Annotated in this window: 9 protein-coding genes and 1 pseudogene; 8 read left to right on the forward strand and 2 right to left on the reverse strand. The window is 70.8% G+C overall.

The window, feature by feature from the left end; translation table 11 throughout:
• Positions 1–8: 8 nt before the first annotated feature.
• The gene (locus CYL12_RS06785; protein WP_101846680.1) at positions 9–1,703 is read right to left on the reverse strand and encodes an ABC transporter substrate-binding protein; all 1,695 of its coding nucleotides are present in this window, start codon (positions 1,701–1,703) and stop codon (positions 9–11) included.
• A 266-nt stretch (positions 1,704–1,969) separates the two neighbouring features.
• Between CYL12_RS06785 and CYL12_RS06790 the strand changes: the two genes are divergently transcribed.
• Genes CYL12_RS06790 through CYL12_RS06820 form a run of 7 tightly spaced genes read left to right on the forward strand, consistent with a single transcriptional unit; the run spans position 1,970 to position 9,299 of the window.
• The gene (locus CYL12_RS06790; protein WP_101846682.1) at positions 1,970–2,686 is read left to right on the forward strand and encodes an NUDIX hydrolase; all 717 of its coding nucleotides are present in this window, start codon (positions 1,970–1,972) and stop codon (positions 2,684–2,686) included.
• Positions 2,683–4,020, forward strand: a complete 1,338-nt coding sequence (gene nadA / locus CYL12_RS06795) for a quinolinate synthase NadA (RefSeq protein WP_101846684.1) — start codon at positions 2,683–2,685, stop codon at positions 4,018–4,020. Before CYL12_RS06790 ends, nadA begins: the two co-directional genes overlap by 4 nt.
• Entirely contained in the window at positions 4,017–5,540 is a 1,524-nt protein-coding gene (gene nadB, locus CYL12_RS06800; protein WP_101846685.1) for an L-aspartate oxidase, read from the forward strand. The genes nadA and nadB overlap by 4 nt, the downstream gene beginning before the upstream one ends.
• Positions 5,540–6,391, forward strand: coding sequence for a carboxylating nicotinate-nucleotide diphosphorylase (gene nadC, locus CYL12_RS06805; protein ID WP_101846687.1), 852 nt, complete (start codon positions 5,540–5,542; stop codon positions 6,389–6,391). Before nadB ends, nadC begins: the two co-directional genes overlap by 1 nt.
• Positions 6,392–6,395: 4 nt before the next feature.
• Positions 6,396–7,532, forward strand: a complete 1,137-nt coding sequence (locus CYL12_RS06810) for a cysteine desulfurase family protein (protein WP_101846689.1) — start codon at positions 6,396–6,398, stop codon at positions 7,530–7,532.
• A gap of 50 nt (positions 7,533–7,582) precedes the next feature.
• On the forward strand, positions 7,583–8,503 hold the full coding sequence (locus CYL12_RS06815; protein WP_101848706.1) for a glycosyltransferase family 2 protein: 921 nt from the start codon (positions 7,583–7,585) through the stop codon (positions 8,501–8,503).
• A gap of 22 nt (positions 8,504–8,525) precedes the next feature.
• Positions 8,526–9,299: an SDR family NAD(P)-dependent oxidoreductase gene (locus CYL12_RS06820; protein WP_101846691.1), complete on the forward strand. Its 774-nt coding sequence runs from the start codon at positions 8,526–8,528 to the stop codon at positions 9,297–9,299.
• Between the two features lie 18 nt (positions 9,300–9,317).
• On the opposite strand, the gene CYL12_RS06825 is transcribed toward CYL12_RS06820, so the two are convergent.
• On the reverse strand, positions 9,318–11,393 hold the full coding sequence (locus tag CYL12_RS06825) for an ABC transporter ATP-binding protein (RefSeq protein WP_101848707.1): 2,076 nt from the start codon (positions 11,391–11,393) through the stop codon (positions 9,318–9,320).
• A gap of 234 nt (positions 11,394–11,627) precedes the next feature.
• Here CYL12_RS06825 and CYL12_RS06830 point away from each other — a divergent pair.
• A pseudogene (locus tag CYL12_RS06830) lies at positions 11,628–11,780 on the forward strand (MFS transporter); the annotation flags it as partial.
• Positions 11,781–11,924 lie beyond the last annotated feature (144 nt).

Consider the following 11,924-nt stretch of genomic DNA (forward strand, 5'->3'; position numbering starts at 1 on the left):
CGTGCGGATCAGCCGGCGGGCTTGATCTGCGTCAGCACGTAGCCCGCGGCGATGGCGCCCCAGGACGGCGGGAACGCGTAGAGGTCCTCCTCCGTCGGCCAGCCCGTGTAGTCCTTCGTGTTGTAGAAGGTCTGCGTCGCGTTGATCACGAGCGGGATGTAGGGCACGTCGTTCACGATCGCGTCCTGGATCGTGGCGTAGAGCTCCTTCTTCTGCGCCTCGTCATCCGTGCTGATGGCCGCCTGGATGGCCGCGTCGACGGTCGGGTTGCTGTACCGGCTGAAGTTCCAGCGACCGGCGGGGATCTCCGTACCGACCGGGCTGGTGGACTGCACCTCGGTGCCACCGAACCAGTCGCGGTAGATCTGGAAGGGATCGGCGATGGTGGTGCCGACGACGCCGCCGACGATGAGCTGGAACTGCCCACCCTGGCGGGCATCCGAGAACTCCTGCCACTGCACCGTCGAAGCCGTGACCTTGATACCGGCGGCCTCCGCCTGCTCGGCGATGAGCTTCGCGGCGTCGTTGTAGTCCGTCCACCCGTCGACCGAGATCAGGCTGAGCTCGACGGGCACGCCGTCCTTCTCGTAGATGCCCGACGACCCCTTGGTGTAGCCGGCGGCCTCCAGAATGGACCCTGCCTCCTCGACGTTGGCCTCCTGGGGGCTGACCTCGTAGGCATCGTCCGTGAGCCACTTCTCGTCGCGCGGGAGCAGCGTGTAGGCGGGCGAGATGTCGCCGGTCAGACCGACGAACGCCTTGTCCTTGATGACCGTGCGGTCGATCGCGACGTTGAGCGCCTGGCGCACGGCGACGTCGGTCTGCGGACCGGTGCAGCCGAGTTCGGCATTCGAGCAGGTGTACAGCACCGTCGGGTCCTGCGGCGTGTTGATCCACTCGATCTTGCCGTTGCCCGTGACGTCATCCGGGTTGGGGACGAACATGCCCGTCCAGTCCAGCTCCCCCGCGGCGAGGAGATCCTGCGCGGTCTGGTTGTTGTCCACGGCGATGTACTGGACCTTCTTGACGGCCAGTTCGTCGGCACCACGGTAGTTCTCGTTCGCGACGAGGGTGTACGACTCGCTCGTGGTCTTGTCCACGACGTAGGGTCCCGAGCCGACCGGATCCTCATTGGTGAAGTTCGCGAAGTCGGTCACTTCCTCCCAGATGTGCTTCGGAAGGATGTAGCTCGACCCCATGCGCTGGAACTCGGTGGTGTACTGCGCCGCGGCGTAGGTGAGCACGGCAGTGGTGTCGTCCGTCGCCTCTGCCGAGACCAAGCCGTTGCCCTCGGGGTTGTTGGCCTCGTATTTGAAGGAGAAGACGACGTCCTCCGCAGTGAGCGGCTCGCCGTCGCTCCACTTCAGGTCGGGCTTGATCTTCACCGTGATCTGCGTGCCGTCCTCGTTGTACTCGAACGACTCGCCGATGAGGCCGATCGGCTCCTCGTCCTTGGTCTTGTTGTAGAAGAAGAGGGGCTCGTAGATCGGTCCGAGCGCACCGTGGAGCACGGTGGGCGCGAACGGGTTGTAGTTCGCGGTGATGGGCGTCTGGCTACCCGCCCAGACGCGGAGCGCGCGGTCGCCGTCGGCGTTGCCGCCGTCGTCGCCCCCGCCGCTGCCACAGGCCGTCAGGCCCAGGGCGAGGACCGAGGCCCCCGCGACCGCCGTGAGCGCGATCTTGCGCTTTCCGTTACGGATCATTCTTCATTTCCTCTCGGTGCTGCACTGCAGGAGGGATTCTCCGGTTGGAGCCGAACCCCGGGCGGGGTTCACGGGAACCCCGGGAGGTGGCCTGCGGGCCGCCCTCGAAGGGGTTTGTTAGGACAGTAACCTAACAAACCCACCGCGGGGGGACAAGCGTTCTCGCGGGCGCGAGATAACGTTTCGGACTCGACACCTCTCGGCGTCATGCGCCCGCACGAAAGGTCGTCATGACACTAAGATCGTCTGCGGAGGTTAAGGTGCATATGACTCGAAGTGCGGACATCCGCGTCGCCGTCTCGACGGTGATCCTCACGCTGCGCCGCGGTGACGACGGTCCCCCCGTTCTCGCACTCCCCCTCGTCCGCCGTACCCGCGAGCCGTTCGCAGAGCGATGGGCGCTTCCCGGCGGGTGGCTCACCCCCGAGGAGTCGCCGGTCGACGCCGCGGCCCGCACACTCGCCGAGACGACGGGCCTTGCGCCCACCTACCTGGAGCAGCTCTACGCCTTCGGCGCCGTCGACCGCTCCCCCACGCCGGTCGTGTCGATCGTGTACTGGGCGCTGCTGCGTCAGGACGACGTCGAAGCCCAGATCACCGCGCATCGGGCGTCCGGTCGCGCGCCGGAGAACGTGGAGTGGTTCGATGTCGACGGCCTGCCGGCCCTCGCCTTCGATCATCACGAGATCATCGAGTACGCGCTCTGGCGCCTCCGCAACAAGGTCGGCTACAGCCGCGTGGCCCAGGGCTTCCTGCCCGCCGAGTTCACGCTCGCCGAACTGCGGGAGGCGTACGAGTCGATCCTCGGGCGCCCACTGGACCCTGCGAACTTCCGGCGGCAGGTCGAGGCCGCGGGCAACCTCACCCGCACCGACCGCTTCCGCACGGGTAGCCACCGCCCGGCCCGTCTGTACCGCGACGACACCGATGTCGAGCTGGCCGACCGCGGCCCGCTCCGCCCCGAGGAAACGAGAACCCGATGAGCATCACCTTCGTCCCGACCCCCGTGGTCCCTGCGGCCGACCCGTCCGTCGATCACGCGATCCAGGCCATCGTCGCTGGAGCCTCCACCGATGCCACCTGCACCACCGACCTCGCGGTCGGACCGTGGGACTTCGACACGCGCCCGGGGTACGGGCCCGGATCCTCCATGGGCGACGTCATCCCGACCGGGGCTCCCCGGCAGGGAGAGCTCCCCGCCGCCTACCGCGAGGCGGACGAAGCCGAGCTCCGCCGGCGCATCGAGGCGGCCAAGGCGACCCTCGGAGACCGCGTGGTGATCCTCGGCCACTTCTACCAGCGGGAGGAGGTCGTGACCCATGCGGACGAGGTGGGTGACTCGTTCCAGCTCGCCACCGCCGCCACGATGCGGCCGGATGCCGAGGCGATCGTCTTCTGCGGCGTGCACTTCATGGCCGAGACCGCCGACCTCCTGTCGCGGCCCGACCAGGCGGTGATCCTGCCGAACCTCGCCGCCGGGTGCTCGATGGCGGATATGGCCGACATCGACCAGGTGGAGGAGTGCTGGGAGCAGCTCGCCGACGTGCTGGGCGACCTCGACACCCCGGACGCCGATGGCCGCGTGCCGGTGATCCCCGTCACCTACATGAACTCCTCGGCGGCGATCAAGGGGTTCGTCGGACGGCACGGGGGAATCGTGTGCACCTCCTCCAACGCGAACACGGTCCTGGAGTGGGCCTTCGCCCGCGGCCGTCGCGTGCTCTTCTTCCCCGACCAGCATCTGGGGCGGAACACCGCGAAGGCCATGGGCGTGCCGCTCGACCGGATGCCGATGTGGAACCCGCGGCGAGCGCTCGGCGGCTCCAGCCCGGACGAACTCGTCGACGCGCAGGTGATCCTCTGGCACGGCTTCTGCTCCGTGCACCGGCGGTTCACCGTGGCGCAGATCGACCAGGCTCGCGCGGAGCACCCGGGAGTCCGCGTGATCGTGCATCCGGAGTGCCCGATGGAGGTCGTCGACGCGGCCGACGAGGCCGGCTCCACGGAGTACATCCGCCGCGCCATCGCCGAGGCCACGGAGCCGACGACGTTCGCGGTCGGGACCGAGATCAACCTCGTGCGCCGCCTGGCCGCGCAGTACCCGCAGCACCGGATCTTCTGCCTCGACCCGGTCGTCTGCCCGTGCTCGACCATGTACCGCATCCACCCTGGCTACCTCGCGTGGGTCCTGGAGGAGCTGGTCGCCGGCCGCACCCCGAACCGCATCACGGTCTCCCCCGACGTCGCCGCCCCGGCTCGCCTCGCGCTCGAGCGGATGCTCGCCGCCAAGCCGCCGGTCGCCGCCGGGGCACGATGAACGTCGTCGTCGTCGGCTCCGGGATCGCCGGACTCACCGCCGCGCTGCACGCGCACGAGGGCGGACACACGGTGACGGTCGTGACGAAGGGCGGGCTCGGAGGCGGCTGCACGCCTCTCGCTCAGGGCGGTGTGGCCGGCGGCTACGGGCCCGGCGACGGACCGGCGGCGCATGCCGCCGACACGATCAGCGCCGGAGCGGGTCTGTGCGATCCGACCGCCGTCGACGCCCTCGTGGCGGACGGCGCCGCCCGGATCGCCGAGCTCCTGGCCCGCGGCGTCGCCTTCGACCGGGCGCCAGGCGGCGCACTCGCCCGCGGGCGGGAGGCGGCGCACACCCATGCCCGCATCCTCCACGCCGGGGGCGACGCGACCGGGGCCGCGATCTCCGCCGCGCTGTGCGCGGCCGTTCAGCGCACGCCGATCTCCGTCCGCGAGCGCACGATGCTCCTCGATCTGACCGTCGAGGCGGGACGGATCCGCGGGATCACAGTCCTCCGCGACGGCGGCGCTGTCGAGATCCGGGCCGACGCCGTGATCCTCGCCACGGGCGGGGCAGGGCAGCTCTACGCGCACACGACCAATCCGACCGAGACGACCGGCGACGGCATCGCGGCGGCTCTGCGCGCCGGCGCCGCCATCGCCGACCTGGAGTTCGTGCAGTTCCACCCGACCACCCTCCCCGGGCTCCCGGTCTTCCTCCTGTCCGAAGCCGTCCGCGGCGAGGGGGCCGTGCTCCGCGACAGCGACGGAAGACGGTTCGTGTTCGACAGCCACCCCGACGGGGAGCTCGCCCCGCGCGACGTCGTCGCCCGGGCCATCGCCGGGCAGGCAGCCCGGCAGGGGACGCCCGTGCACCTCGATGCCACCGGGCTCGGGGCGGACGCGCTCGCCCGCCGTTTCCCGACCATCGACCGTGTGACGCGCGACCGCGGTTTCGACTGGTCCCGGGAGCCGCTGCCGGTGACCCCCGCCGCGCATTACCTCATGGGCGGCGTCGTCACCGACCGGCACGGACGGACCACGATCCCGGGGCTGTACGCCGTCGGCGAGACCGCCCGGACAGGAGTGCACGGAGCCAACCGGCTCGCCTCCAACTCGCTCCTCGAAGGGGCCGTGTTCGGAGCCAGGGCCGCTGCTGCCCTGGCCCAACCGTGGCCTGCTGCCGTCGACGTCATCCCGTCTCCGTCGCCGAAGAGCCCGGAGGAAGAGAGCGCCGCACCCGAGCCCCTCCCCCCGTTCGACCGCGCCGCGCTGCAGCGGCTGCTGTGGGACGAGGTCGGCCTGCACCGGACGGGAACCGGACTCCAGTCCGCCCTCCGCATCATCCGCGGGTGGGCCTCCGCGACGCCGTCCGCCTCCGACGTCCGCACGCACGAGGACCGGAACCTGCTGCTGGTCGCCGAGGCCACCATCCGTGCGGCCGTGGCACGTCCGGTCTCTGTCGGCGCCCACCACCGCGACGACTTCGCCCTCGCCGCACCCACCCCGGCACGCCCACCGATCCTGGAGACCGCCTGATGCTCACCCGCACCACCCTGCACCGCGTCGTCGGGGCCGCGCTCGAGGAGGACGCCCCCTGGGGCGACCTCACCAGCACCACCCTCCTCCCTGCCGAAGTGACCGCCACGGCGGACCTCGTCGCCCGCGAGGAGGGCGTCTTCAGCGGTGGTGAGGTGTTCGCCGCCGCGTTCCTCCTCACCGACCCGGACGTCACGGTCGACCTGCACGTGGGCGACGGTGATGCCTTCACGGCATCCGACGTGCTGGCTACCGTGACAGGGCCGGCCCGCGCCGTGCTCACCGCCGAACGCGTCGCGTTGAACTTCGCGCAGCGGATGTCGGGCATCGCGACGCTCACGGCCGCCTACGTCCGTGAAGTCGAGGGAACGCGGGCGCGCATCGCCGACACCCGCAAGACCACGCCCGGTCTGCGGGCGTTCGAGCGGCACGCGGTCGTGTCCGGCGGCGGCCGGAACCACCGGTACTCCCTGTCCGACGCGGTCATGGCGAAGGACAACCACCTCGCCGTGCTCCAGCGGTCCGGGCTCGACCTGGCGACGGCTCTTCGCGAGGCGTTCTCGCGGCTGCCGCACACCGCCCACGTCGTCGTCGAGGTCGACCGTCTCGACCAGATCCCGGCGGTGCTCGACGGCGGCGCCCACACGGTGCTCCTGGACAACTTCTCCCTCGACGACCTGCGCGCCGGCGTGGCGCTCATCGGCGAGCGCGCCACCGTGGAGGCCTCGGGCGGCGTCCACCTGACCACCGTCCGCGCCATCGCCGAGACCGGGGTGCATGTGATCTCGGTCGGAGCCCTCACGCACTCCGCGCGGGCGCTGGACCTCGGACTCGACCTCCGGATCGACTGAGTCCGTGCTGTACCTCGATCACGCCGCGACCTCGCCGGTACGCCCCGAGGTGCGTGCGGCCATGGAGCCCTTCCTCACCGAGGTGTTCGGCAATCCCGCGAGCCACCACACCGCGGGCGAGGCCGCAGCGCGCGGCCTGGAGGACGCCCGCGCCCGGGTGGCCCGCGTGATCGGGACGCGGGCAGGGGATGTCGTCTTCACCGGCGGCGGCACGGAGGCGAACAACCTCGCCGTGAAGGGACTCGTCCTGGGAGCGCTCACCTCCGGCCGGCGGCGCGTCGTGGTGTCCCCCATCGAGCACGAGTCGATCCGCGAGTCGGCGGCGTACCTCGCGCGCTTCCACGGGGTGACGGTGGCGATGCCCGCGGTCGAGGGAACCGGGCGGATCACGCCGGACGCCCTCGATGCGGTGCTCACCGACGATACCGCCGTCGTGTCGGTCGGACACGCGAACAACGAGGTCGGCACCGTCCAGGACATCGCGGCGCTCCGGGAGGTCGCCCGCGCCCGCCACGTGCCCCTCCACGTCGACGCCGTGCAGTCGGCCGGCTGGCTGCCGCTCCACGACCTTGATGCGGATGCCGTGTCGATCGCCGGGCACAAGCTCGGAGCACCCAAGGGCACCGGGGCCCTCGTCGTCCGCGGCCGGCTCCCTCTGGAGCCGCTCCTGCACGGCGGAGGCCAGGAGCGCGGACGGCGATCCGGCACCGTCGATGTCGCGGGAGCGGTGGGGCTGGCGACAGCACTCGAGCTCGCCGAGCGGGAGCGTGAACACGCGGCGACGCGGGTACGGGCCACTACGGCGCGCTTCATCGCCGAGGTGACCCGGCGCGTGCCCGACGCGACACTGACGGGGCATCCCGTGCATCGGCTTCCCGCGACGGCGAGCTTCACGATCGCCGGCGTGAGCGGCGAGGCGGTGCTGTGGGAGCTGGAGCGCCGCGGGGTGATCTCATCCAGCGGCTCCGCGTGCGCGGCCGGCAGCGACGAGCCCTCCCCCGTGCTGCTCGCGTGCGGGATCGCCCCGGAGGTCGCGCAGACGGCCGTGCGCTTCACGTTCGGGCGTACCACCCTCCCTGCTGACGCGCCGGAGCGTCTCGCCGTGCTCGTCGCGGAGGCGGTCGACACCGTCCGCGGCTGACGAACGGCCCTAGACTCGGCGGAGTGACCGCCCCCGCCCCGATCGTGACGATGATCGTGCCCGGACGCGACATCGCCGCGTTCGCCCCCGCCGCCCTCGATTCCCTCCGTGCACAGACGGACGAGCGGTGGCGTGCGATCCTCATCGACGACGGCTCCACCGACGACACGGGAGCGATCTTCGCCGACGCCGCCGCGACGGATTCCCGCTTCACCCTGATCCGGCATGGGGCTTCCGTCGGGCTCGGCGCCGCGCGCAACATCGGTCTCGCGCTCGTCGCCACGCCCTTCACCGGCTTCCTCGACGCGGATGACGAGCTCATGCCGGACGCCCTGTCGACCCTCGTGGGCACGCTGGAGCGCACGGGGAGCGACTTCGCCGCGGGCGCCTACGTGCGACTGCGTCCGCACGGCCAGGGTTATGCGCCCGGCCGCGTGCAGCCGTGGGTCGCCGCGGCGACCGCCCCCGCCCGCTTCCGCACCACCCTCGCGGAGCACCCGCAGGCGGTGTCGAACATCGTCGCGTGGTCCAAGGTGAGCCGCACCGAGATGTGGTCCGACCTGCGGTTCCCGGAGGGGGTGACCTACGAGGACCAGGTCGTCGCGCAGACGATGTACACCCGGGCGCGCGCCTTCGACGTGCTGCCCGACGTCGTGGTGCGCTGGCGCGTCCGAGCGGACGGCACCTCGATCACCCAGAGCAAGGCGCAGCTGCCCGTACTCCGCGACTACCTCGCCGCGCTCCGCGGCGGCATCCGCGTGCTGCAGGATGCCGGTGCGCACGCCGCGGTCACCGCCCGGATCGAGCTCATCCTGGCGATGGATGTCGCTCCGCTCCGCGAGATCGCGGACACGCACCCCGATCCCGCCTACGCGGGAGAGGTCTCCGCGTTCCTCGCCGAGCTGCACGCCCTCCCCGAGTTCGCCGACGCCCGCCCCGACCCCACCCTCGCCGACGCCCTCGCCTGGTGAGCCCTGCCGGAAGGACCCCCACATGACCGACTACCTCTCCTCGCTCTTCGCGCTCGACGGCCGCACCGCGGTCGTGACCGGCGGCAGCTCGGGAATCGGTCGCGGCATCGCGACCGCGCTCGCCCGCGCCGGTGCCGCCACAGTGATCGTCGCCCGAGGCGCGGAGCGCATCGCCGAGACCGTGGACGACCTCCGCGCGCAGGGGTGTCGCGCGGCCGGCGTGGTCGGGGACCTGAGCACCCGCGAGGGCATCCATGCGGTCGCGGAGGCCGCCGCTGCTCCGTTCGGCGAGCCGGACATCCTCGTCAACTCCGCGGGCATCAACATCCGTCCGCCGTACGCCGAGATCACCGAGGCGGACTGGGACGCGACGATGACCGTCAATGCGCTCGCCCCGTTCCTCCTCGGTCAGCGCTGGGCGCAGGGCATGGCAGCGCGCGGTTACGGACGACTGATCCACATCAGCTCCCAACAGGCGCACCGGGCGTTCGTGGGCAGCGGGGTGTACGGCGCCTCCAAGGGCGCGGTCGAGTCGCTCATGCGCTCGGAGGCGGAGGCCTGGGGTGGCACCGGCGTGACGAGCAACACGCTCGTTCCCGGCTTCGTCCTCACGCCGTTGAATGCCCGACTGCAGGAGGACCCTGCGACCATCGCGGCCCTCGCGGCGCGCACCATGATCGGCCGTAACGGCCTTCCGGAGGACTTCGCCGCAGCCGCCGTGTTCCTCGCCGGTCCGGGTTCGGCCTACGTGACCGGCCAGTCGCTGTTCATCGACGGAGGACTCTCCGTCCACTGACCAGCGACCACGAGGTCGTCAGCCGCCGGTCGGGCGCGGTCGGCCGTCAGCGCTCGATGAGGTCGGCAACGGGACGCCGGTCGTCAGCGCCACGACCGCGTCGGCCGCCGCGGAGTCCTCGGGCTCACGGTCCGCACGCCGCGCGGTGAGACCCGCCTCGACGCCTTCCTCGACACCGCCTCGGACCGCCTCCTCCTCCGCGGCCTCCGCTTCGATCTCGGCGTTCAGCACGCGGGACGCGGCGACCTGCTGCGCTGCCAGTTCGGCGTAGAGGCCGCCCTGCGCGAGCAGCTCCGCGTGGGTGCCGGACTCCACGATGCGCCCGGCCTCCAGCACATGGATGACGTCCGCCCCCATGACCGTCGACAGGCGGTGCGCGATCGACAGGGTCGTGCGCCCCTTGGCTGCCTCGTCGAGGGCTTCCTGCACCACGCGCTCGGACACGGTGTCCAACGCGGAGGTCGCTTCGTCGAGCAGGAGCACCGGCGGGTCCTTCAGCAGCACGCGGGCGATCGCGATGCGCTGCTTCTCGCCGCCGGAGAGCCGGTACCCGCGCTCCCCCACGACGGTGTCGTAGCCCTTCTCGAAGCCCGCGATGATGTGGTGGATGTTGGCCGCGGTGCAGGCCGCGACCAGCTCCTCGTCCGTCGCATCGGGCTTCGCGTAGCGAAGATTCTCCCGGATCGTCGCGTGGAACAGGTAGGTCTCCTGGGAGACGATGCCCACGTCGTCGATGATCGACTCTTGCGTGAGGGTGCGCACGTCGGCCCCCGCGAACAACACCGCGCCGCCCTTGGCCTCGTACAGCCGTGGGGCGAGATAGAGGATCGTGGTCTTGCCCGCGCCGGAGGGACCGACGAAGGCGACATGCTGCCCTGGTTCCGCCACGAAGGAGACGCCGTGCAGGGTCGGACGCGAGTCGGCGGCGGCATCCGGATAGCGGAACACGACGTCCTGGAACTCGATGCGCCCGCGCGGCCCCGGTGCCTGCGCCACGGTGATCGCGTCGGGAGAGTCGGTGATCTCCGGCACGAGGTCGAGGTACTCGAAGATGCGGGCGAACAGCGCCGACGAGGTCTGCAGGTCGAGCGAGACACGCATGAGCCCCATGAGGGGCATGAGCAGTCGCGCCTGGACCGTCGTGAAGGCCACGATGGTCCCCGCGGTGATCGCGCCCGTCCCGCCCGCGATGAAGTACCCGGACACGAGGTAGATGACGGCGGGCACGCTCGCCATGATGACCTGCACGACCGCGAAGAAGCCCTGACCGCTCATGGCTCGGCGCACCTGCAGGCGCACCTGGTTGCGGTTCTCCTGCTGATAGCGCTCGGACTCCGTGCGCTGCCGGTTGAAGGCCTTCGACAGCAGCATGCCGGAGACGCTCAGGGTCTCCTGAGTGATGGAGGTCAGCTCGGAGAGCGACTCCTGGGTCTCCCCCGCGATGCGCGCGCGCACCTGGCCGACGCGGCGCTGCACGAGCACGAGGAACGGCATGAGCACGACCGCGATGAGGGTGAGACGCCAGTCGATGAGGATCATCGCGACGAGGGAGGCGATCACCGTGACGGCGTTGCCGAGGATGCTGGTGACCGTGTTCGTCAGCACGCCGGAGACGCCGCCGACGTCGTTCTGCAGGCGGGACTGGATCACGCCGGTCTTCGTGCGGGTGAAGAAGCCGAGCTCCATGGCCTGCAGGTGCTCGAACAGCCGCACCCGGAGGTCGCCCGTGACGCTGTTGCCGACCGTGGCCGTGAGCCAGGTCTGCGCGACGCCGAGCACCGCCGAGAAGAGGAAGAGGCCGACCATCGCCCCGACGAGGATGCCGAGCAGCGAAAGGTGGGGGCCGCCCCCGTCGACGGGGAACAGCGCGTCGTCGAAGATGCGCTGCACGAGGAGCGGAGGGACGACCGCGATGCCCGCGCCGAGCACCACGAGGACACCGGTGAAGAGGATGCGCCACCGGTAGGCGCTGAACAGAGCGACGACCCGGGTGCCGAGCCCGTCGATCTTCGGGGCCTCCGCGTTGAGCCGACGCTGGGCGTCCTCATCCACGCCGCGGAAACCGCCCCGCGGACCACCGCCCATCCCGCCCATGCTCATGGCGCCAGCGTACTCACCCCCCAGGACACCGGCTCCGCCGTCTCGGCGTTCAGCGATATCCCAGATTTCGGAATGAAATGTCCCACCGACCCGTTACGCTGAATGACTCTCGCGAACTCTCGCACCTTCCTCTTCTCTCCGATGCCCTGGAGGCCGCCCATGTCTGCCGTCGATACCGGCTCCCTCACGACGCCCCCCGCATCGTCCGGCGAGATCCCGCGCAAGGACATGCGGGTCATCTGGCTGCTGCTCGTCGCCGCCTTCGTCGCCATCCTCAACGAGACGACGATGGGCATCGCGATCCCGCACCTCAACACTGATCTGGGCATCCCGCCCGAGCTCGGGCAGTGGCTGACGAGTGCGTTCATGCTGACGAACGCACCAGCGTTACTAGGCTGAGTTTCGCGGCAGAACGCCGCGCCGCCTCGATCCTGTTCTCCTTTAGATGCGTCCGCCAACTCGTTAGCAGTCGGGTAGCGTCGATCTTCGGGACAGCTCCCTCACCGCAAGAACCACTCTCTTAGG

The organism is Zhihengliuella sp. ISTPL4, from assembly GCF_002848265.1.
Taxonomy (GTDB): Bacteria; Actinomycetota; Actinomycetes; order Actinomycetales; family Microbacteriaceae; genus Microbacterium.

Coding starts and splice junctions, on each gene's coding strand:
- CYL12_RS06785 (WP_101846680.1), bottom strand. CDS start 1,703: ATGATCCGTAACGGAAAGCGCAAGATCGCGCTCACGGCGGTCGCGGGG.
- CYL12_RS06790 (WP_101846682.1), top strand. CDS start 1,970: ATGACTCGAAGTGCGGACATCCGCGTCGCCGTCTCGACGGTGATCCTC.
- nadA (WP_101846684.1), top strand. CDS start 2,683: ATGAGCATCACCTTCGTCCCGACCCCCGTGGTCCCTGCGGCCGACCCG.
- nadB (WP_101846685.1), top strand. CDS start 4,017: ATGAACGTCGTCGTCGTCGGCTCCGGGATCGCCGGACTCACCGCCGCG.
- nadC (WP_101846687.1), top strand. CDS start 5,540: ATGCTCACCCGCACCACCCTGCACCGCGTCGTCGGGGCCGCGCTCGAG.
- CYL12_RS06815 (WP_101848706.1), top strand. CDS start 7,583: ATGATCGTGCCCGGACGCGACATCGCCGCGTTCGCCCCCGCCGCCCTC.
- CYL12_RS06820 (WP_101846691.1), top strand. CDS start 8,526: ATGACCGACTACCTCTCCTCGCTCTTCGCGCTCGACGGCCGCACCGCG.
- CYL12_RS06825 (WP_101848707.1), bottom strand. CDS start 11,393: ATGGGCGGGATGGGCGGTGGTCCGCGGGGCGGTTTCCGCGGCGTGGAT.